Source organism: Pseudomonas sp. GL_135 (assembly GCF_057834665.1).
In genome coordinates, this window is record NZ_CM174408.1 from 3662021 (window position 1) to 3683426 (window position 21406).

Sequence of the window (21406 nt, forward strand, 5' to 3'; positions counted from 1 at the left end):
TCCAAGCTAAATATTAACAACCGAATTACATTCATATCACTTACAACTTAATCTCCGACATAGTCGTGCTAACGAGATCGGTTGCGATCAAGGGATGATAATATTAAACAGGGTTTATAACCCGCCAATGGCTTTAACTATGAGCCACTGTTTTTAGCTTAGCTTTTTTTGTGAAGCAGTAGATCAATAGGACTCTTAAGAGACATTAAAATGGTCGATAGAACACACATCTGTGAGCGCTGCGCAAGTGATAACGAATTGAGATTAGAGATTCAAGAGAGGGGAGTCCGTGCTAAGACTTGCCCGACCTGCCAGAGAAAAGGTGTTCGAACCCTTAGCGCAGAGGATAGAAGGGTCAAGCGAATAGTTAGAGCGCTCATCAGAGTCAATTATTCAGAGTGGCATTACAACACTCATATAGGAGGAAGCTCGCTTTACAATTTGATGTGTAAGAATGAAGTGGTATTCAGTTTTGACAAACATATCGATTTCCCTCTTCCTGACGAAGTTTGGTGTGCAATTGAAAAGGATATAGGATGGTACCCAGATTCAGAGGAGGATATCACTCTTGGAGGCGGCTATTGGGACGGTGTTATTCTTGATGCGATACGAGGAAATCATAGTGACTTTGTGCATGAACTGGTAAACAAGGGATTGCACAATAACCATTTTGAAGTAGAGCCAATAGTAAGAAAGAAGCTCAAGACTCTTTCTTCATATCTTGCTCTGAACATTCCAGCGGGAGCAGAATATTTTCGAGGTCGGGTGGGTGTTAGCTCGCGGCTATCCCCTGTGCTTCCAGAGCCTGGCTATCCGCCAGAATATAAGTATCAGCCTTACCAGTCAGTAGATATTGATCGCCCACCATTGCATTTGGCGACTGAAGGACGATTCAATCGCACTAGAGTCTCGGTTTTGTACCTGGCATCTGACTCCAGTACTGCCGTTTCTGAGCTTCGCCCCGATCCCGGACATCTTGTTTCAATCTCAAAATTCGTTTCCGTTCGCGACCTTAAGATTGCAAATTTTGCTAGTTTTGATGTGCGGAATTTCCTTAGTGATAGCAAGCTAGAGCAATTGAGAGAAATACTGTCTATTGGTGATATATTAAATGTTCCAGTACAGCCTGAGCACCGCTATCTTTATAGCGTTACCCAGCTATTTGGTGATGCTCTGCGGCTTGAAGGATTTGATGGCTTAACATTTAAAAGCAGTGTTGGGGAAGGTATTAATTTAACTTGCTTTGTTGCTGACGCTTTCACCCCGATTGCTGGCAGTGAAGCTGTTTATGAGATTTCCTCTCTGCGATACGAACTCAGAAGCATGCCAGTAATTGGCGAGAATTATGATGAGCTTGAGTACCAGCGTGATGAAAATAGTCCACTTTCAACGCTGTTACATAGTTTAGCCAAGAAGAAATAATATACCCTAAGCCTGTGGCGCTTGATAATTTTTTGAAGAAACTCTGGCTCTGCCACTGAACATTCCGGCCGGACGTGTTCAGTTAAAGTAATACGTCCCCCCCACCCATGATTAAAAACGCCAGCTTAATATAATTATAAAACTTAACTACGCTATCAGGCAGCACCCACTAGTTCAACAATGTCCAATTAATAGTACCGAACTGAGTAGGGCGCACTTTATCTGTGGGGCCCGGCTCGATCTGCCATAGGCTCTGGTAAACTTCTTCGGCGGGACCAGCAGGAATCTGGCGCTGACTCTGCGTTGTAGGCAGATGTCCTTCACGGTGACACATCTGGGGCTTAAGACTGCTCTTTTAATTCAACTTTTTCTGTCGCAAGAAATAGATGGGGGGGTGCCGAATTCGCTGCATCCGCCAGATGGCCCCGTTCACTAGACACATCTGAGGACTTGATACCTCTTCAAAATCCGGTAAGCCAACTTTTGACTGTTTAAGTCACGCGTGGATATCTTTTAGCCAATCTTTGCCGTCACAAAGGACCGTCCTTGTCTATTAACTGCCGTCCATGAAGAATAGCTTTGGGTCGTGAATAGCCTTCCACGGCGGGCTATTTTGGGTCGACTTGAGCTGCCTAAGACCACATAAAACCGCCCTAGGCGGCCCTACCTAATCACCTCGATCCGGACCTAATTTGGACTCCTGCTTTGGTTAACAGCTCGTACAGGGTCGCAATTTTTGTTCGTGTGCCACGCGTGGCACAGTAAGTGAATATCACCCGCTGCTTAGCACGGGTGAAAGCCACAAAAAATCCTGCCGTGGCCTCAATTTCATCCTGAGAAAAACTCCACCAAGCGCCATCATCCAGTCCGACAAAGATAACGGTGTGATACTCAAGGCCCTTGCTCTTGTGGATCGTCATTAAAGGAATTGCGTGCACGCCTTCGTACATGTCGAGGGCGTGGGACCAGTCCTTACTGTGGAGCGAGCTGGATAAAAGATGTTCCGCCGTGGCGTCTAACACTTTTTCTAGCCAGCTCCCTTGGCCATAGGCGGCGTTAAAACGGATCACATGCTCTACACCCACGAAATTTAGGATGTCCTCAACAAGTGCGCGTGAGACCACCTTACTTCTTGGGGGGAGGGAGTAGCGTGCAGCCAGTTCGGTTGCATAGGTGTCCAACACACGAGCGAGCCTACTCTGCCTGATTGGGTCATCGGCATCGATCCCTCTCATTGAGGCGAGCCAATTCTGGCAAGTCGACCAATAACTTCCCGCTCTCGGAGTCATTGATAACCGGAGAAAGTTGAACGCCAACTTCGAGATTTCCTCTGTCATCAGCTCCTGCAGCATTACTTTGCCGACCATTCCAGCTTCGTTACGCAGCGCCAGATTTTCGTTCGCAAAGGCAGGTTCCAAGAGTTCTGCATATTCTCCCGCCTTTTGTCGAACCAGTATGACGAAGTCTCGAGGAGTCAGTTTCAGGTCGGCAATATATGACGCTACTGATTGCGCTAACTGACGCGCTTCAGTTTTTGGACTCGGGAAGTCGAGAATTGAACAGCTTTCTCCGTCAATTGTGCCGTCAGTCTGAGATACCGGCTGCACAGCTTGTACATCTAACGCCTGGGCCAACACGTGCTGGATACGTACCAAGTCCGGCGAAGATCGGTAATTGTTGAAGAGCGAAGTCCGGACACCTCCGAAATCAGCATCAAAGGCAGAGAAAGGATCATCCATCGCCATTGCCCATCGCATGATCTGCTGCTTGTTATCTCCGACAGCCGTCACGATGGTTTCTGTGCCTCGAAAAATCGTGCTTACCAGATCGTACTGAACCCTGGTGGTGTCCTGGAATTCGTCCATGAACAAATGCGAATAGGTGAGGCGCAAGGCATCCCGCGCCATCGGATTGACTCGCAGCAGCAATTCAGCGAGACGGCCAATCATTGGGAAAGACAACACACTTTTGCCACCGCCGTGGAGCGACACTCGCCAGAACGCATCTGCCGCCCATTGCGCGACAGTTGGGTCTGGCCATCCTTCGACAGGTAACGGTGAGCCGAGCAGGTGCCGACGCTCAAAGGTTTTAGACCCTATCTCACGCACATCATTTCTTGTTCCGATTACCGCAGGTGGCGGTGGAAGGTCATGGAGGTACTCGCGAAAATCTCGCTCCGTGTGAGTCGTGATCTCGTAATCGGGTCTTGGCCTCCAGCGGTCAGGTAATGCCTGATAGAAGCGGTCGACCAATCCTTTTGCAAACGCATCAAACGTCATGGAGTCGAAGCGGCTCGCATGGGAGTGGTGACAGCGCTGACGTACGCGTGCTGCCAGATTAGATGCCGCATCACGTTTGAAGCTTATAGCCAGAATGCGCCGTGGAGATGGCGCAGTGTCCGTCTGAAGGAGAAAGGCAGCGCGCTGCGCAAGCAGCTCTGTCTTGCCAGCGCCTGGTCCGGCGATAACGGACCGATTTTTTTTCGAACGTACCACTTTCAGCGCATTCGCTTCCAGAGCTTTAACCCCGACGGGTTTCCAATCCTCTCGAGCTATTCGGCGTGACGAAACGGCCATGATCAGTCTCGCCTCAGGGAGCTTGCAATATGTCGAACGACCTCAGCCAGAACTACTGGCATATATGCGGTTAGGCTCGCCTTACTAACACGCGTCAATGCCGCCAGATGCGTGGCTGGCTTGCTATGGGTGAGGAAGTGGTAACGATAGCTCGGAAACAATGCCGGGTAATCCTCATAGGGTCCCGTGTATACCGAAAGTCCTGGACCTGACGTCCCCAGCACAACCTCTGCTGCCTTGTCTGCGGTCATACGTGGACCACCCCCTTTTGGAATTACGGCGGCATAGTCATCGGGGAAGGCATTTAGCATTGCGAGATCAAGGTCGAGCGGAGCCGAAAAGTAGACCCCGTACTCCTTCAGCCTATTGATCCAGCTCAACTGAGTGGAGTGATTTGCTACATTGCGCCATCCTTGCATCCCTTGCAGTTCTTCGTCGGTCAAACTGCCGGTTGATGTTTGTAGCAATTTGGCTTTGGGTGCACCGAACTCAATAAGCTTCTCTAGGGCTGTCTTTACTCGCCCCCATCCTCCACCATCACGACCGAGATCCAAGTCCAGAAGAGTTGCGTAAGGAATACCTAGCCCCTTAAGCAAGCGCCAGAAATATTGGACGTGTCGTCCTCCTAGAGGAACGATCGCGACAAAAGCAGGATCGATGAGGAGGTCAAGCGCTTCAGCGAGTTGAGGGAGGACGATTCTTTCCGAATCACCCTCAACGAGTAGGACAAACCGTGCGAAGTAAAGCTCGGGATAGGCCAATATGGCACCACGCACAAACTTGCTGGCCTCCACATCATCAGTAGGCAGCTCAATTCGCTTCACGTTAGATACGCGCGTCTTTGCGTTACAGCGGCAGTAACGGACCTCGCTTGGCTCGACTCGGCTAAGAACCGCCGGCGAATGACTCGTGATTATGGCCTGCGCACCGCTGGCCTCAGTCAACGATCGAACCTGTCGGATGATGCGAGCAAGAAAGTAGGGTGAAAGGTGGTTTTCTGGTTCCTCAAGAGCAAACAGTGTGAGAGCGGGAATATGGAGTGCATCCTCTCGAAATCCGGCCACAGAACCTTCAACGACCTCGCGCTCTAGGTCAAAAACGGCGGCGGCCAATGCAAAATAGAATAGCGACTGCTGTCCGTCGCTGAGGGCTTCAATACCTCTTTCTCGCCCGTCAGGTCCCTGCTCAAATATGACCGCGATCTTGTTGATCACTTCCTCAAACCGTCGGCTCACCAGACTGAGCCTAGGCTTGGTATTGGAAGCGTCGTCATGCAGGTCTGCCCAGCGTTTTTGCAGAGCCTCGGTGATTGCGGTGATCGCAGACTCGCCTTCAAACGCAGCGGTCAGGCTCTCAGTCGCCTCTTGCACTTTGTCTTCGGTGTCGGAGGACCATTCAATGGCCCTCAGGAGACGTGCGGCCAGCGTACCGGCAGTTGCTCGGATTTGGCCGGCGGCGTCTCGACTTGCCGGGGTGTAATAAAGTTGTATGAGGCCCCGATCGGTCACTGCCACCGGTTGGTATTTATCCTCTGCGGGCTCGTCATCTAAGCAATCGATCCAAAAAAGATTCTGTGACACCTCTCCCTCCAGCGTACCGTCGTCATCCCACTGTGCTTCAAGCCGCATTCGGCAAACGGGCGCCTGGGCTGCTCTCGTAATCAGCATGTGCCGAAATGAAGGGGCGATGGTTTCCGCGGTTGCAGACCCGTCCAACAATTCCGGGAAGGCAACGATCGCCTCAATGAAGAGCTCTTTGGAATCGCGGCTCTCAGGATCCTCTCCAGAAGCTAGGTGGAAATCGGAAAGTGATACGGTGCGCTGCGCCCGCGTAACCCCAAACAGCTTCGACATAGCCTGCAAAAGCGCAGTTTTACCCGCAGCGTTAGGGCCAACGATCGTAGTGACCTCATCTGAGATTGGAATGGAAATCTCATTCGGGCCGAAACAGCGAAAGCCAGAGATCGTGATCGACTCGATGCGCACAGGTTCATTCCTCAATGCGGTAACAAGCACACATGCTCGTCACTACCCAGAAAGGTTATAGCAGTATCCGTTTGCGCACAGCGCTACAACCGTGATTTTTTGGTAAGTTTAGTCAACTAGTTACGCAGGCAGTGGGATCAGCTACGAGACGGCAGCCTACTGATTTCAGCGTCCCCCCCCCAACCCCAGTGCAAACATCTCTTCTCCCCCATTCCGCCATCAGCCACATCCCGCGACCGGCCGTCCTATCGGATTGCGGTGTGTTTGGACCAGAAAGTGCTGTGCAACTGACTTGGGGAGGGATCATTAGCGAACGCCGTATCTTATGGGCCGGGTGCGTTCTGCAAGTTAAGATTCAAACTCAACCATCCCTGGTACTTCCTCTATTTGGCCTAGCGGCGGCTTCGAGTAGGGGTAGGTTAAAGGTCAGCATGTCTGTTCCTGATTGAATCAACCGTCATTCTTGCACTGCGCTACCAAGCGCTACCCGTCAAGGTTGCCGCTCATGAACTTAGAGTGCATCGACGTGATGGGGCGTTATCTACTCTTGGTGTTAAGGAGTTGCCTACTGCTTTCCCTGCGAAACATTGTGCACTGAAAAACTAAGGTCATATCGTATTTGTTAGTGGAGCAGGCATCATATATTGATTCGGTACGGATATGGTAAGGCGCCTAGGATGCGTAAAGGTAAACCAATCGTTACCCACCGCCGAATTATAATCCTAAGCTTTTCTTTAGGAGCTCGCCAAAAATTGGCCAAATTACAGGTTGAAAGGCTCCCCATGCGGGTCCGCAAACTTTCTCAACTAGGCTCTTAGCTTCTTTCCCGTTACCTTCTCTCGCTGACTCTACAGCAATGGCTAGGTCCTTGCGTTGCTCTACTGAAACTACTTGGCCCTGATTTTCCAGTATCGCAATCAGTCTCGTCAAAGTGTCACCATCCGCACCAGACGCAGAATCTATTCTCTGGTCAATATTGTTGCCGGCGGCAAGTTGCATATTAGTGAATTGCCCTCCCGAGATATGCACATTATTGACAACACGCTGGACGCTATTTTTAGGCCTATTTAGCGACAGCCTAGCTGCCTTGTATCCCAATTCGGTCAATCCGGCGTACTCTCGCTTGCTATAGCCACCAATAAATATCACCCCGCTGCTTGGATCATTCTCAACCATCTCATATGGGCCAGTACTAATAAGCTTCTTGTTTTCGAGATCCGAGAAAGCAATATCGAAGTCAACGCGCGTGACCATTCCGCCCACGCAAATAGCCGCAGCGAGATCAGATACTAATGGACCGACATATCCGCTACTAAGATGATTGGAGCCCAGGGCACGGTCTGAAAAATCCGCCAAGAGCCCGGCCAGAATTTGTTTTTCAGCTTCGTCCAGACGTACGGCCATATCTATTCCTTTCACATAACGGATCTGCAGCAGATCCAAAACTGAGTGACATTCGTGAGTACTTACAGTTTGATAAGAATGCAAGACCTCACGACCGTTTTTACACATCGTACGGAGTTATTTGCACCGCGCCCATGGTACGCCTCTAACCAAAGTAGATTCTCAATCCCACCCTGTTGTAGGTCGCCGCCGGGGCTTAGGCCCTAGGGTAGCGCAGATTAATCGTTCAACAGCACACAAAGATGCACCCGTGCAAAGCTACAATTGACTGCAAGGGTTTTACTTCTCAACAACCAGCGGTCTTTGTCAGCGCTTCTTATCATCGGACCCAGGGCCGCACGTCACCTCAAACCGCCTGACATTCTTACGCAACCAAGCTAAAGAAACCATTCGCGTCCGCAAACACATGCTTAGTCTTCAACAACGCAGCCCCAGCCTTCGCACGAAATTTCGCAAGCTCAGGCAACGCACCCATCAACTTAGGATGCTCCCCCAACCTCGGCGCCAGATCGGCCTCTTCGATGCGGTAAATTATGCAGCTGTTATACACGCAGAAACGCGCCAGCGTCGACTTCGCGTCACGAAGCAGCTCTCGCCAATCAGCTCAGCCAGCCATCCGGTCGTTGCAGCTACGCAGAAGCCACCCCGGATTCAAGAATAAAAGGCTCATCAGGCACCACGCCTTCAGCGCGATGTCTTTCTCAGGATAATCTCCCAGGCGCATGTACTGTTCAAGCTGAGCGCGTTCGGCGTCGCTGAGCATTGGCGGCATTGAGCACCGCAGGCTGGCGGGTAGCGGCGCGTTGCCGGCTGGTTTCGGTCCGCCCCAGTTGCCGGTGTGTCAGGTCGAACATCTGGTTGCCCGCCGCTGAAAGCCAGTCCCGAGATTTTACGTAGCCGGTGACTTCTTGCTCGACAATGCGCAAGCTGCTTGAACACCACGGCCGGCGGCGCGGCCAGGGCCAGTAATCTGCGGCAGGCGAGCAGCGCGACCTCCATTGAGTCCAAGACCAGACTGGGCCGCAGGCGGGTCGACAGGTCGGTGGACATCGGTCAAGTGGAAATGGGCAAGGAAACTGTACCGAACGACCCGCTTGTAGTTTGCCAGTGCGGTCATGGACCTCCTCCCGTAAACGCACCCTTGTGGCAGTGGCGCTGGACCGCGCTGCGTCCATACGAGGTTTCGTCGACCAAGGAGTTTCATCCCCCTGAAACAAAACCGTCAAATACTGCCGTTCCAACAGGAACCGGAACACCGCAGTCAGCCACACACCCTCTGGAAAACCACCCTTGATAGCAGTGATATCGAGCTGCATTCCCATACCCAGAGAGGACTCTCCCATGCGCGTGTCTGGCCAGCAACCCCCCGCCTCCCCCAGCTCTATCGAACTCCAGCAACGCTCAAATTCGACCGCCGCCGCAGACCACGCTTCCGTAGGCCAAGGTCATCCCCAATCCGCTGAGGTCAGCGCAGCGGCGCTGACCCAAGCCCGTGAGATGAAGCATTTGCTCACGACCTACGTGAGCAGTCAGTTCCAGCCCTACAAAGATCGTCTGGATCCGGAATCGGGGCACCGGGAGGAGATCGATCGAATCATAGAGAGCCGAGTCAACAAGCTGATGGAGGAGAACATCTCGTTCCAGGAGCTTGGAACGTTGATGGAAAAAGCACAGAAAATGGACCGGAACGCTTCAATGGTGTCGGGGACGGCGGGCGGCGTGCCGTTCGCGGTGGCGTCGTCGCTCCAGGCCGCTATTCCCGTGATCACGGGGATTGGGGCGAACATACCAAACCCGGTGGCAAAAGCGGCAGCCCTGGGCACGATCTCACTCGCGGCAGCATCAGCGATGGATCAGGTCGGCGGCGCTTCCATTAAAAAACTTCGAGAAGACGCGTACTACCTGCATGCGCCTGCGGACAAACTGCATGATTCGTTGAATGCCGCGCTGGAGACTATCGATACCACCGCGAACCTGGCCGTCCAGAACGCCAAGGAGGCGCAGACGTTCACGATGCGAAACGCACTAAGGACGGTTGTCAGCCCGGTGGTGGCGGCGATCAATCCGAAGGCCGAGCCCATTGTGGACACAGCCATCGCCATTGCGGGTGGGCTCGCGGCAGGGACCGGCACCGGATACCTCGCCAACAGTCGGCGCACCGAACAAGGCACCAGTGGCCCTGCGCTGCTGCTGGGACGAAGAGATGCCGAGGCCAAAGAGGATCTGAGTCAGGAAACCGAATGGATCGACACGTTGAAGGCACTGCGGGACGCGAAAACCATTCGTACGCCGCTCGCCAATGGAGTGGGACGTCTGGCCGACGCCGGTCGCACCCTGGTATCCGATCCGCTCGGAGCGGTATCGAGAACCGCCAAAGCCACTTTCACCCCTTCCGGCGCCGCCAATGTCAGCACGCTGACCGCTGGCTTCACCGCACTGGAAGCCGGTAAAGGCGCTGCGGTCAACGCCTTGAGCGCGCAGCACCCCGCCCTGAGTTCATTTGCAAAACACGCCATTAATACAGCAGGCGGCTCGGTCGTGTTCGGCAGCAACGCTGCCGGTGTGGCAGTCGGGGACAAGCTGGTTGACGACTTCAAATCGCGACGCAAGACAGCGGCGGAGTCCACGACAGGCGCTACCGAGACCGCTCAATCCGTGCATGAAGATCCGGCCGACGCTCCGGGTGAGACTCCCACCGACGAGGCAACCCGCACCAGTAGACCGTCCAGTCAACGATCCCAGCGGGCGGCGTCTGACTCGAATTCTCTTCCACGAACCAGCCTCACCGGCAACCGGATCACGAATGCCGAAAACCCGGCGCCCTCCTCTACCAAGTCTCCAGCAGGCAGTCTTCGGGCTAGCCTCAAGGGCGAGCAGGCGCAACCCCCGACCAGCGGCGGCCCTTCCAGCGAGGCAGCGCGGCCCGGGTCGAGGTCTTCGGCGGCACCTGCCCCGCTCCAGGTCCAAACCCCGGTGCCGGTGGATGACTCCTCGGATGACGACGCCAGCTTCCACACTGCGACGTCGGATAACGAATCCGTCTACCACACTCCGCCGCAAAGCCCGGTTTGAGAGAGTCGGACGATAAGGTGTGAAATCGCCGGCCGCCGTCGTCGGAGACGAGGATAATGCGGCCGGACATCGTGGGTGGGAGTGGAGCGAGCGCGGAGGATTAAGGGGGCTCAACCGCTGAAAAATTGGCGTTGGTGGTGTCCTGATCCAGGGGGCGCGACTTCGCATGTGATTTCGCCGTGGATGAACAACTGCAGTCATCGGGTTTAACCCACAGTTGCCTGAGTCAGATAAGGATCGATGACGAACGCGCGTCTACCTTTGCCAGGTGTTGGGACACACACTCACCTGCGCAACAGTGCAGCCTTTGCGCTCCGGGGCGTTGAGCGTAAACGTCCTGATCTGGGTCAGCTGACTTCTCCAGCCCCCCTCAAGCATCACTCCCCCGATCCAGTGTTTTCAAAAGTGTGTGACGACTCCACGGCCCGCAGTATCCCGGAAGATGTGCAGCGACTTGGTAACCGCAACGTTTATACCAGTCAGCCACGCCATCATCGAGGGTCTCAATAAGTGCATCCCGGCAGCCACGCGCTTGAGCCAGGGCCTCAAGTCGGTGCAAAAGCTCAGTGCCGATTTTCCGCCCTCGCCAAGCTGCATCCACCCACAGGTAATTAATAAAAAGACGGTCGAACTCGGTGCGACCGGTAACGCCACCTATTAAGATTTCATCATCCAACACCGTACAAGCGATAGGGTTCGCGACACCGCCGTGTTCACCGGACAAGTTCTGACCATGATTTATGACGCCATCAGACACGGCTTGCAGATGCTGTACGTGAATGCCGCAGGTTCGCCATTCCTTCATGTCATTTCCTTATGTCCGGCGTACCACGATCTTGCGCAAGTGCCGTGCCTATAAGCGTTCGATTGGCTGCTTATGGTCAGGAGTGGCTGATGGCAGCCTGCGCCACTTAAGCTGCAGCAGACCTTGCGGGATGACGATTCGCTTAACTGTTACGGCGAAGGTGCTGCGTTGACCGTATACCAGCCCGACGGTGTCTTTGCACACACTTGCGGTCTTAACGGGGTTTCGACGGTAGTGTCGGCCTGAGTGGATAGTTGTCGAACGGCAATCACGCAGCCTGCTTTCCACGTGCTGACTTTCATTATTTGAAGTTCCATTTCATAGTCTTTGCCGGGTTCGGGAATGAACGTGACAGGTGCGGGAAAGCATGACATCTGCGAGCCGCCCATGCCGAATCCTGCAATAAAGGGTTTTCCGGCCGGGATGACATGCTCGTCAAACACCTTGGATGACTGATTGATGGCTTTGCTCGCCTTACTTGCAGGCATGCCAACCACGCTGTTTTGGCTGTCTGTCGCCCGAAAAGGGTAAAGTCCGGCCGAGTCGACATGCGCCGTTTGCCAACCTGCTTCTTCAGGCGTTTTGGTGAGCAGGGAATCGTTGTAAAACGCCTCGCAGGTCTGGCCGCTGATGAAGCCCGCATGGGTGGTGTCGCCCGTGATCAGGCGCACGCGAGCAGTGTTAGACGGGTCATATTGGCTGATTTGTGCTTCGTTGCGGACATCGGTCTTAGTACTGGCGCAGCCGATAAGGGTCAGGCTTACGGCCAGCGGCATGAGTAAACGCATGGGTAATATCCATATTCTGCGATGGTTGATGGCCGCAACCATACTATGAAGGGACTGTACTCGCCCACTTCGGGGTAGGCATCTGGCCATCCTAACTACCGACCCGCTGTCATGGCTCCATTCCCCCGCTCCCGTCTCCATACAGCGCGCGCAACGGTAAAGCCGGGTTAAGGAAAAGAGGCGCGCCCAGTGTGATTTCAAACAGCGATCTGGCCGGGATTTCTACGTAGGATTCTTCGCTGTCTATGGACCCTTGCAATACGTTCAACGACGAAAAAAACGGGATGACAGGTGAGCCGTCAGCCTTCTGCCAATTCGCGATGCTGATGTTGCTACCCGCTTCGAGGGTGACATGACCTTTGCCAGTCCCGGCAGTGCCAAGCACGTAGACAACTGAGTTCAGCAGCGTGTTGAAAAACTCAGGTCGATGGGCCGGCTCATCGGCCGCCAGCCTGAGTGACTGTTCGAGGGCGTTTTCTTGCTGGTTGTTCATGATTTCCATCCGTGGCTCCACCAAACAGACAACAAATGAGTGCACAGCGCGCGTAGTTTTCCACGGGACTGTGAAAACAGGAAGGACAGGAGGCTCTGCTGATGGCAGCGCCTTGCATTCAACATCGTCAGGCATTTCACACGATGTGAAAAATCTGTCGTCAGTGGCAACAAACTAAAAAGCACTCTGATATCATTCTCACCTGCGAATACTTCGCATTGCCAGGGAGGCTTCAACCCGTTCTGATCACTTTGCTGGGTAGCTCGTCATGTTCCTTTTGCATCCGTTTCGCCCCACCCTGCTTGCGCTTTGCTGCTCTGCGAGCTTCATCGCCAATGCTGCTGATTCGGCGGTTGAGCTCGGCGCTACTGACATAAACGCGGATGCCGTCAAGGCTAATTCCAACACGCTGCCTGAGGTCTACGCAGGTGGTCAGGTCGCTCGTGGCGGGCAGATGGGTGTTCTGGGTAATCAGGACAACATGAACGTCCCCTTCACCATGACCAGCTATACCTCCCAGCTTATCGAGGATCAGCAGGCTGAAGATGTGGGAGACGTACTCCTCAACGACCCGTCGGTGCGCCAGTCTTACGGCTTCGGTAATCAGTCGCAGATATTCGTGATCCGCGGTCTGCCGTTGGCAGGCGACGATATCTCCTACGGCGGTTTGTACGGCGTCCTTCCTCGGCAAATTCTCTCCACGGACGCGATTGAGCGGGTGGAAGTATTCAAAGGTCCCAACGCGTTTATCAACGGCGTGAGCCCCACCGGTACGGGCTTGGGTGGCAGCGTGAATTTGCAGCCCAAGCGTGCTGAAGACGTGCCGACTCGCCGTTACACACAAGACATCAGTTCTGACGGCCGCGTTGGTGAGCATCTGGACCTTGGCCAACGCTTCGGCGAGGGCAACCGATTCGGAGCGCGAGTCAACCTTAGCCAACGTGAAGGCGACACTGCGATAGATGACGAAAACCAGCGCACAAAGTTGTTCGTCGCGGGACTCGATTATCGGGGTGACAGCTTTCGCGTCTCTACCGACTTTGGCTACCAGAAACAGCGCATCAATGGTTTACGCAACACCGTGCAATTGGGTAATGCGACTAAAATCCCGACCGCCCCTGACGCCAGCCACAACTACGGCCAGGACTGGACGAATGCCGAAACCGAAGACACGTTCGGCATGATGCGTGGCGACTGGGACCTGAATGAAAACTGGACTGCCTACCTTGCAGGGGGCGCCAAGCATACGCGTGAAACGGGCGTATACGGCACGCCAACCCTCGTAGGTAATAACGGCGTTGCCACTGTCGGCGGCTCCGAGATCCCGCACAATGAGGACAACACCAGCTTTGCAGCGGGGCTTAACGGTCATGTTCAAACCGGGCCGGTGAGTCATCAGATCGCGATTGGCGCCTCTACCCTCTGGACCCAGCAAGAGAACGCCTACACCTTCTACCGCCCGGTCACTGGGAATACCAATATCTACACCACACCTAGTCTGCCCAAGCCAACGGCGGTCTCCAGCACTGGCGGCGATATGGGCGATCCGGGCGTCACCGGCAAAACCCGCAACCGAAGCCTGGCCGTTTCCGACACCGTTGGCTTGTTCGACGACAGTTTGCTGCTGACCTATGGCGTACGCCGTCAGCAACTGCGCGTAGAGAACTACTCATACGACGGCACCACTTCCAACGGAGCGGCTAACGCGGCCAATGACGGCAGCCGTACCTCGCTTTACGACAAATCCATCACCACTCCGGTGTACGGCATCGTCTATAAACCGACTGACACCGTTTCCCTGTATGCAAACCGCATTGAAGGCTTGGCCAAAGGGCCGGTCGCATCCGGTACCAACGTCACCAACCTTGGGGAAGCGTTCCCGCCTGGCCGCACCAAGCAACTGGAAGCGGGTATCAAGCTGGACATGCAATCGTTCGGCGCAAATCTCGGCGTGTTCCGAATCGAGAAGCCCAGCGATGGCTACGTCGATGCTACCCAGCGCCTCTACATTCGCGACGGCGAGCAGGTGAACAAAGGGGTTGAGCTGAGCGTGTTTGGTGAGCCCATCGAAGGCCTTCGCCTGATGGCAGGCGGCACGCGCATGACCTCGGAGCTGAAGAAGACCGCGGGCGGGCTCGCTGATGGCAACCATGCCATCGGGGTGCCCACCTTCCAGCTAAATGCGAGCGTCGACTGGGACGTTCCTGGCCTGGAGGGAGCTGCCCTTAGCGCCCGTATGCTTCGTACTGGAGGCCAGTATGCGGACCAGGCCAATAACCTGAGCCTTCCCACCTGGAATCGGTTCGATGCCGGGGCGCGCTACAAACTTAAAGTCGATCAAAAGGACCTGACGTTGCGCGTCAATGTGGAGAACATCACCGACAAGAACTACTGGGCCTCAGCCAACGGCGGCTATCTCAGCCAGGGCGACCCGCGTCTGGTCAAGCTCTCAGGCACCATAGACTTCTAAATCAAAGCTCCCAAGGGCTAGGCATCATCATTCCCTTGGGAGCAAGTGGCTTTCAATGAGTCGAATTCAGGTCAGCCAGCGGACAGACCCGAGAGCCCAAGGCATAGCCCAGATCAAGCGTTCAGCAGCATCTAAGGTACGCCTCGGGGTGTCAGTTGCCTGGGAGAGTTCTACCTCTCGACCACCCGCTCTCTTTTTCAGCGCTTCCTGTCATCAGATCCCGGGCTGCGCGTCACCTCAAACCGCCTCACATTCTTGCGCAACCAACCCAGAAACCCATTGGCATCCGCCACCACTGGCTTGGCCTCCAACATCGCTGCCCGCGCCTTCGCCCGAAACTTGGCCAACCCAGCCAGCGCCCCCATCAACTCCGGATGCTCCGCCAGCCACGGCTCCAGATCGGCCTTGTCGATCCGGTAAATCATGCAGTCGGTGTACGCACAAAAGCGCCCAAGCGTCGGTGCCCCATCAACAAACCCACTCTCACCCAGCAACTCCCCCGGCCCCATGCGCCCTACTTCAAGCCAGCCGTCCGGTCGTTGCAGCGACACTGAAACGACGCCGGACTCGATAATGAAGAGCGCATCAGGCACCACGCCCTCGGCCAGCACGATGTCTTTCGCCGGATAAGCGCCCAGGCGCATGCGCTGTTCCAGCTGCGCGCGGTCGGCGTCGCTGAGCATGCGCAACGCATTCACGGTATTCAGCACGGCAGACTGCCGCGTCGCAGGGCGATGCTGGTCCTGGCGGGTTTCGGTGGACGCCAGTTGCCGGTGAATCAGGTCGAACAGCTGGTTGCGCACCGCTGAACTTCGGTCCCGGGATTTCACGTAGCCGGTGACCTGGTATTCGGCGATGCGCAGGCCGGACTTGACCACCACCGCCGATGGCGCGGGCTGGGCCAGTAATTCGCGGCAGCCGAGCAGCGCTTTCTCCAGGGAGTCCAGCACCAGGCTGGGCCGCAGGCGGGTCGACAGTTCGATGGACAGGGTGACCGAATGGAAATGGTCCGGCCGGCTGAAGTTGACGATGCGGGTCTTGGCGGCCATGGCGTTGGGGATCACAGCCATGCTGCCCTCGGAGGTCAGCAGGTGGGTGGAGCGCCAGTCGATTTCGATGACTTTGCCTTCGATGTCGTCGACGCGAATCCAGTCGTCCACCCGAAATGGCTTGGTCGCGTTGAGGACGATGCCGGAGAACACATCGCCCAGGGTGCTTTGTACGGCGAGACCCAGGATGATCGCCACGGCGCCTGAGGTCGCCAGCAAGCCTTTGACCGGCAGGTCCAGCACGTAAGCGGCCGCCGCTACGGTCGCAACGAGGAAGATGATCGCGCCCATGACGTCTTGCAGCAGATGGCCCTTGCCGCCGATGCGCGGCTCCATGACCACCACGGCGAGCACGGTCAGGGTTCGCGCGCCGTAGAGCCACCAGGCGATGGTCAGAATGGTCGCCAGCACATGTCGCGGAACGGACCAGTCGGCGGGCACCGGATACAGCGGACTCAGCCCGCCATCAAGCAGCGCCATGCTGAACAGCACAAAAAGCACCAGCCGGCAAACGAGCTTGCGCCGGCGCCAGCGCGGGTGCAGCCACTGCCAGAGCGTGAGGTCGATGACCAGCAGCACGGCAGCGCTAATCAACGGATAGGCGAACCACAAATGATCCATCGACATTCCCTGAGGGTGGACAGCCCGTGGAGCTTAGCTGAATACCTCGCCGGGAGTGCCGGTCTGCTTTTTCGCTGAACGGGTCTGGCCGATCAGAACGCCGTGACGCCCCCGTCCACCGCCAGCGAGTGCCCGGTGGTGAACGCGGCGCCGTCGCTGCACAGGTACAGCACGGCGGCGGCGATTTCCTCGACTTTGCCGATCCGCCCGACCGGGTGCATGGTCGCGGCGAATTCGGCCTTGCGCGGGTCGGCCTCGTGGGCGCGGCGGAACATGTCGGTGTCGATCACCGCGGGGCACACGGCGTTAACCCGGATGTGTTTCTTGGCGTATTCGATGGCGGCCGATTTGGTCAGGCCGATCACCGCGTGCTTGGACGCACTGTAGATGCTCATTTTCGGCGCCGCGCCCAGCCCGGCGACCGACGCGGTGTTGACGATCGCGCCGCCGCCCTGGGCCAGCATCAGCGGCAGCTGGTATTTCATGCACAGCCAGACGCCCTTGACGTTGACGCCCATGATCGCGTCGAACTCGGCTTCGCTGCCTTCGGCGAGGCGGCCCTTTTCGATCTCGATGCCGGCGTTGTTGAAGGCGTAATCGACGCGGCCATAAGCGTCCACGGCGTGGGTCATCATCTGCTGCACCTGAGCGTCTTTGGTCACGTCACACGGCAGAAACAGCGCTTCCCCGCCCGCCTGACGAATCAGCTCGGCCGTGCCCTCGCCGCCCGTGCTGTCCAGATCCACCACCAGCACTTTCAGGCCGTGTTCGGCGAAGGCCAGCGCGGTGGCTCGACCAATGCCCGCGGCGGCGCCGGTGACCAACGCGACCTGACCGCAAAAAGTCATGCTCATGGGTTCGTCCTTTTGTACTGATTGATGGAAGGCTCGGCACAGGCCGGCGATGGGCCGCAGCTTAGCGGTCGCGACACAATCAACGTCAGCACTATCAAAAGGCCGGTTGCCCGGCCATTGGTGGCGATGATAATAAGCGGCAAACGCCATCATTAGCATGGATCGGCGGGCATTCCGTACAGCGGCAATCCTTGCTGTCCGGACCGTTACGGTCTATCACTGCTGCGATCCCTAAAACCTTTCAGCCACTCCAACCGAGAGCCTGCCATGACCGCCCTGAACAACCGCCAATTCCTCCTCGCGCGCCGCCCGATCGGTGCTGCCAGCCGTGAAGATTTCACCTTCCAGACCGTGCCCGTTGCGGAACTCGCCGAAGGCCAGATCCTGGTGAAAAGCGAATACCTGTCCCTGGACCCGGCCATGCGCGGCTGGATGAATGAAGGCAAGTCGTATATCGCGCCGGTCGAGCTGGGTGCGGTGATGCGCGCGTTGGGTGCGGGCAAGGTCATTGAGTCGCAACACCCGAAATTCGCCGCGGGCGATTACGTTCAGGGCGTGCTCGGGGTGCAGGATTATTTCGTCGGCGAGCCCAAGGGCTTCAACAAGGTCGATCCCAACCTCGTGCCATTACCGGTGTACCTGGCGGCGCTGGGCATGACCGGCATGTCGGCGTATTTCGCCCTGCTCGAAGTCGGCCAGCCCAAGGCCGGGGACACCGTGGTGATTTCCGGCGCGGCCGGTGCGGTGGGCAGCATTGCCGGGCAGATCGCCAAAATCAAAGGCTGCCGGGTCATCGGCATTGCTGGCGGCAAGGAAAAGTGCCAGACCCTGATCGATGAATTCGGCTTTGACGGCGCCATCGATTACAAGAACGAAGACATCCACGCGGCGCTGAAACGCGAATGCCCGAAAGGCGTGGACGTGTATTTCGATAACGTCGGCGGCGACATCCTTGATGCGGTCCTGACCCGCCTGGCGCTCAAGGCTCGAGTGGTGATCTGCGGCGCCATCAGCCAGTACAACAACAAGGAAGCCGTCAAAGGCCCGGCCAACTACCTGTCACTGCTGGTCAACCGCGCGCGCATGGAAGGTTTCGTTGTCATGGACCATGCGGGACACTTCGCCAAGGCCGGGATGGAAATGGCCGGCTGGCTGGCCCAGGGCAAGCTGAAGAGCAAAGAGCATATCGTCGAAGGCCTTGAGACCTTCCCCGAAACCCTGCAGATGCTGTTCAAGGGCGAAAACAGCGGCAAGCTGGTTCTGAAGGTATGAGGTCAAGGCGAGACCGCAAGGGGTGAGCCGTCGCTGATAATCCGCTGAACAACTCACGGATAACGCTGCCAAAACCACCAGAGGGCGCACTCTGGTGTAAGCTCGTGCGCTGTTGATCCGACCCATCGAGAGGCTTATGCGGGCTCCCTTCCGACGTTCTACCCTTGCAGCGCTGCGCGGTTTTGAATCCTCCGGCACGGCGATCACGATTCTGCCGAGTGCAGCCGACTATCGGCAGACACTGCTGGCCAAGATTGCCGCCGCCACCCGGCGGATTTACATCGTCGCCCTGTACTTGCAGCAGGATGAAGCCGGCCAGGAAATGCTCGATGCGCTGTATGCCGCCAAGGCTGCGCGCCCGGAGCTGGACGTCGTGGTGCTGGTCGACTGGTTCCGTGCCCAACGCGGCCTGATCGGCGCTGGCAAGCAGGCCGGGAACTCGGCGTGGTATCAGGCGCAGAACCTGGAACACGATCAGGAAGTGCCGGTGTATGGCGTGCCGGTGCAAACCCGCGAGCTGTTCGGCGTGCTGCACCTCAAGGGCTGCGTCATCGACGACTGCGTGATTTACAGCGGCGCCAGCATCAATAACGTTTATCTGCACAAACTCGGCAAATACCGGCTCGATCGTTATCACCTGATCGACAGCAAAGGCCTGGCCGACTCGTTTCAGCGCCTGGTGCAGCAGGACATTCTGCCGTCCGACGCCGTGCATCGCCTCGACCTGCCCTCGCCCCCCAGCTCTCGCAGCCTGCGCGGGGAGATTCGTCAGTTCCGCCAGCACCTCAAGCGCGCCAGCTACGACGTCAACGATGGCGTGCGTGACAACGGCGAGCTGCGCGTCATTCCGCTACTGGGCATCGGCAACAAGAACCCGCTGAGTAAAACCCTCTGCGATCTGATTGCCGCGACCGATGAGCAACTTACACTGTGCACGCCGTACTTCAACATGCCGCTGGTGGTGAAGCGCGAGATCAATCGCGCGCTGAAGCGGGGCGTGAAGGTCGACATCATCATCGGCGACAAGACCGCCAACGACTTTTTCATTTCGCCGGAGGAGCCGTTCAAGGTGATCTCCGCGCTGCCGTATCTGTACGAGATCAGCCTGCGTCGCTTCATGCAGAAGCATCAGACGGCGATCGCCAAGCACCAGTTGAATATTCATCTGTGGAAAGACGGCGACAACACCTATCACCTCAAGGGCCTGTGGTCGGACGACCGCTACACCCTGCTGACCGGGAATAACCTGAACCCTCGGGCCTTTCAGCTGGACTTGGAAAACGCCGTGCTGATCGATGACCCCAAGGGTGAATGGCTGAAGCCGCGCGCCGAGGAAATCGCCCTGCTGATGCGCAATACCCATCGGGTCGGCAAGTTCGACGAGCTCGATACCCTGAGCGAATACCCGGTTGGGGTGCGCACCTTTCTGCGCCGGGTCAGCCGGGTCCGGGTCGAGCGCCTGCTCTACCGGATTCTCTGACGACCATGGGCAAAAGCACTGGCGTTCGCGCGCAACAGGCCGATCAGACCCGCGCGCGGATTCTTCAGGCGGCGATCACGGTGTTTACCCGCGACGGGTATTCCGGTGGGCGTATCGAGAAGATCTCCGCCGAAGCCGAATCCAACGACCGGATGATTTATTACTATTTCGGCAGCAAGGAGAAGCTGTTCGTCAAAGTGCTTGAGCACACCTACGAGCAGTTCAACCGCGCCGAAAGCCTGCTGTCACTGGACCCGTCGACGCCGGTGCAGACGCTGCGCCAACTGGTGGCGTTCGTCTGGGACTATTACGTCAGCCACCCGGAATTCGTCGCCATCCTCAGCATCGAAAACCTGCACAAGGGCAAGCACGCGCGCCAGTCCGGGGAGCTGCGACGCCTGTCAGGCGAAGCCGTCGGCGTGCTCAGACCGATCATCGACGCCGGTCAGGCCCAGGGTCTGTTTCGGCAGGACCTCGACATCAAGCACGTGTATTTGATGATCGCGTCGCTGTGCTACTTCTATAACTCCAACCTGCACACCCTTAGCTCGTTCCTGGGCCAGGACATGGCCGCGGAGGGAGAGCGGACGGATTGGTTGGCGTTTATTCAGGACCTGGTGATGCGGGGTGTGGCGAAGGCCCCTCAGACGCCACAAGTCTAAATTGTGGGAGCGAGCTTGCTCGCGAAGGCGCCGGTACATCCGCTGAATATTCTGTGGCTGAGATACCGCTTTCGTGAGCAAGCTCACTCCCACAAAGGCCAGTACATCCGTTAGATATTTAGCGGTTGAAATGCAGTCTGTGGGAGCGAGCTTGCTCGCGAAGGCGCCGGTACATCCGCTGAATATTCTGTGGCTGAGATACCGCTTTCGTGAGCAAGCTCACTCCCACAGAGGCCAGTACATCCGCCAGATATTTAGCGGTCGAAATGCAGTCTGTGGGAGCGAGCTTGCTCGCGAAGGCGCCGGTACATCCGCTGAATATTCTGTGGCTGAGATACCGCTTTCGTGAACAAGCTCACTCCCACAAAGGCCAGTACATCCGTTAGATATTTAGCGGTCGAAATGCAGTCTGTGGGAGCGAGCTTGCTCGCGAAGGCGCCGGTACATCCGCTG

The 21406-nt window shown here is 56.5% G+C and carries 14 protein-coding genes; 6 read left to right on the forward strand and 8 right to left on the reverse strand.

Features of this window, described 5'->3' with window-relative positions; all coding sequences use genetic code 11:
• Positions 1–444: 444 nt before the first annotated feature.
• Positions 445–1422 (forward strand): RES family NAD+ phosphorylase, encoded by a 978-nt coding sequence (locus tag AC3ISG_RS16325; RefSeq protein ID WP_489297445.1) that lies wholly within the window; start codon positions 445–447, stop codon positions 1420–1422.
• A gap of 671 nt (positions 1423–2093) precedes the next feature.
• On the opposite strand, the gene AC3ISG_RS16330 is transcribed toward AC3ISG_RS16325, so the two are convergent.
• From AC3ISG_RS16330 to AC3ISG_RS16340, 3 genes are all read right to left on the reverse strand, one after another.
• Positions 2094–3998, reverse strand: a complete 1905-nt coding sequence (locus AC3ISG_RS16330) for a UvrD-helicase domain-containing protein (protein ID WP_489297446.1) — start codon at positions 3996–3998, stop codon at positions 2094–2096.
• 2 nt (positions 3999–4000) lie between these two features.
• Entirely contained in the window at positions 4001–5983 is a 1983-nt protein-coding gene (locus AC3ISG_RS16335) for an ATP-dependent nuclease (protein ID WP_489297447.1), read from the reverse strand.
• Positions 5984–6697: 714 nt separating this feature from the next.
• Positions 6698–7387 carry a hypothetical protein gene (locus AC3ISG_RS16340; RefSeq protein WP_489297448.1) on the reverse strand — a complete coding sequence of 230 codons (690 nt, stop codon included), beginning with the start codon at positions 7385–7387 and terminating at the stop codon, positions 6698–6700.
• Positions 7388–8728: 1341 nt separating this feature from the next.
• On the opposite strand from AC3ISG_RS16340, the gene AC3ISG_RS16345 reads away from it, so the two are divergent.
• On the forward strand, positions 8729–10459 hold the full coding sequence (locus AC3ISG_RS16345) for a hypothetical protein (RefSeq protein WP_489297449.1): 1731 nt from the start codon (positions 8729–8731) through the stop codon (positions 10457–10459).
• A gap of 370 nt (positions 10460–10829) precedes the next feature.
• Here the strand turns inward: AC3ISG_RS16345 and AC3ISG_RS16350 are convergent, their stop codons facing one another.
• From AC3ISG_RS16350 to AC3ISG_RS16360, 3 genes are all read right to left on the reverse strand, one after another.
• Complete coding sequence (locus tag AC3ISG_RS16350; RefSeq protein WP_489297450.1) at positions 10830–11264, reverse strand: GNAT family N-acetyltransferase; 435 nt, start codon at positions 11262–11264, stop codon at positions 10830–10832.
• 149 nt (positions 11265–11413) lie between these two features.
• Entirely contained in the window at positions 11414–12052 is a 639-nt protein-coding gene (locus AC3ISG_RS16355) for a hypothetical protein (protein WP_489297451.1), read from the reverse strand.
• 109 nt (positions 12053–12161) lie between these two features.
• Entirely contained in the window at positions 12162–12554 is a 393-nt protein-coding gene (locus AC3ISG_RS16360; protein WP_489297452.1) for an SseB family protein, read from the reverse strand.
• A 259-nt stretch (positions 12555–12813) separates the two neighbouring features.
• Here AC3ISG_RS16360 and AC3ISG_RS16365 point away from each other — a divergent pair, with 259 nt between their 5' ends.
• Positions 12814–15015, forward strand: a complete 2202-nt coding sequence (locus AC3ISG_RS16365) for a TonB-dependent receptor (RefSeq protein ID WP_489297453.1) — start codon at positions 12814–12816, stop codon at positions 15013–15015.
• Between the two features lie 197 nt (positions 15016–15212).
• On the opposite strand, the gene AC3ISG_RS16370 is transcribed toward AC3ISG_RS16365, so the two are convergent.
• Positions 15213–16685: a mechanosensitive ion channel domain-containing protein gene (locus tag AC3ISG_RS16370; protein ID WP_489297454.1), complete on the reverse strand. Its 1473-nt coding sequence runs from the start codon at positions 16683–16685 to the stop codon at positions 15213–15215.
• A gap of 92 nt (positions 16686–16777) precedes the next feature.
• Positions 16778–17539, reverse strand: coding sequence for an SDR family oxidoreductase (locus AC3ISG_RS16375; protein WP_489297455.1), 762 nt, complete (start codon positions 17537–17539; stop codon positions 16778–16780).
• Between the two features lie 267 nt (positions 17540–17806).
• Here AC3ISG_RS16375 and AC3ISG_RS16380 point away from each other — a divergent pair, with 267 nt between their 5' ends.
• The 3 genes from AC3ISG_RS16380 to AC3ISG_RS16390 all read left to right on the forward strand — a co-directional run bounded on the left by AC3ISG_RS16380 (position 17807) and on the right by AC3ISG_RS16390 (position 20953).
• The gene (locus AC3ISG_RS16380; RefSeq protein WP_489297456.1) at positions 17807–18811 is read left to right on the forward strand and encodes an NADP-dependent oxidoreductase; all 1005 of its coding nucleotides are present in this window, start codon (positions 17807–17809) and stop codon (positions 18809–18811) included.
• 136 nt (positions 18812–18947) lie between these two features.
• Positions 18948–20291: a CDP-diacylglycerol--serine O-phosphatidyltransferase gene (gene pssA, locus AC3ISG_RS16385; protein WP_122624121.1), complete on the forward strand. Its 1344-nt coding sequence runs from the start codon at positions 18948–18950 to the stop codon at positions 20289–20291.
• A 5-nt stretch (positions 20292–20296) separates the two neighbouring features.
• Entirely contained in the window at positions 20297–20953 is a 657-nt protein-coding gene (locus AC3ISG_RS16390) for a TetR/AcrR family transcriptional regulator (protein ID WP_122535128.1), read from the forward strand.
• The last annotated feature ends 453 nt before the right edge of the window (positions 20954–21406 follow it).

Coding starts and splice junctions, on each gene's coding strand:
- AC3ISG_RS16355 (WP_489297451.1), bottom strand. CDS start 12,052: ATGCGTTTACTCATGCCGCTGGCCGTAAGCCTGACCCTTATCGGCTGC.
- AC3ISG_RS16345 (WP_489297449.1), top strand. CDS start 8,729: ATGCGCGTGTCTGGCCAGCAACCCCCCGCCTCCCCCAGCTCTATCGAA.
- AC3ISG_RS16350 (WP_489297450.1), bottom strand. CDS start 11,264: ATGAAGGAATGGCGAACCTGCGGCATTCACGTACAGCATCTGCAAGCC.
- AC3ISG_RS16340 (WP_489297448.1), bottom strand. CDS start 7,387: ATGGCCGTACGTCTGGACGAAGCTGAAAAACAAATTCTGGCCGGGCTC.
- AC3ISG_RS16370 (WP_489297454.1), bottom strand. CDS start 16,685: ATGGATCATTTGTGGTTCGCCTATCCGTTGATTAGCGCTGCCGTGCTG.
- AC3ISG_RS16325 (WP_489297445.1), top strand. CDS start 445: ATGTGTAAGAATGAAGTGGTATTCAGTTTTGACAAACATATCGATTTC.
- AC3ISG_RS16365 (WP_489297453.1), top strand. CDS start 12,814: ATGTTCCTTTTGCATCCGTTTCGCCCCACCCTGCTTGCGCTTTGCTGC.
- pssA (WP_122624121.1), top strand. CDS start 18,948: ATGCGGGCTCCCTTCCGACGTTCTACCCTTGCAGCGCTGCGCGGTTTT.
- AC3ISG_RS16380 (WP_489297456.1), top strand. CDS start 17,807: ATGACCGCCCTGAACAACCGCCAATTCCTCCTCGCGCGCCGCCCGATC.
- AC3ISG_RS16360 (WP_489297452.1), bottom strand. CDS start 12,554: ATGGAAATCATGAACAACCAGCAAGAAAACGCCCTCGAACAGTCACTC.
- AC3ISG_RS16375 (WP_489297455.1), bottom strand. CDS start 17,539: ATGAGCATGACTTTTTGCGGTCAGGTCGCGTTGGTCACCGGCGCCGCC.
- AC3ISG_RS16330 (WP_489297446.1), bottom strand. CDS start 3,998: ATGGCCGTTTCGTCACGCCGAATAGCTCGAGAGGATTGGAAACCCGTC.
- AC3ISG_RS16390 (WP_122535128.1), top strand. CDS start 20,297: ATGGGCAAAAGCACTGGCGTTCGCGCGCAACAGGCCGATCAGACCCGC.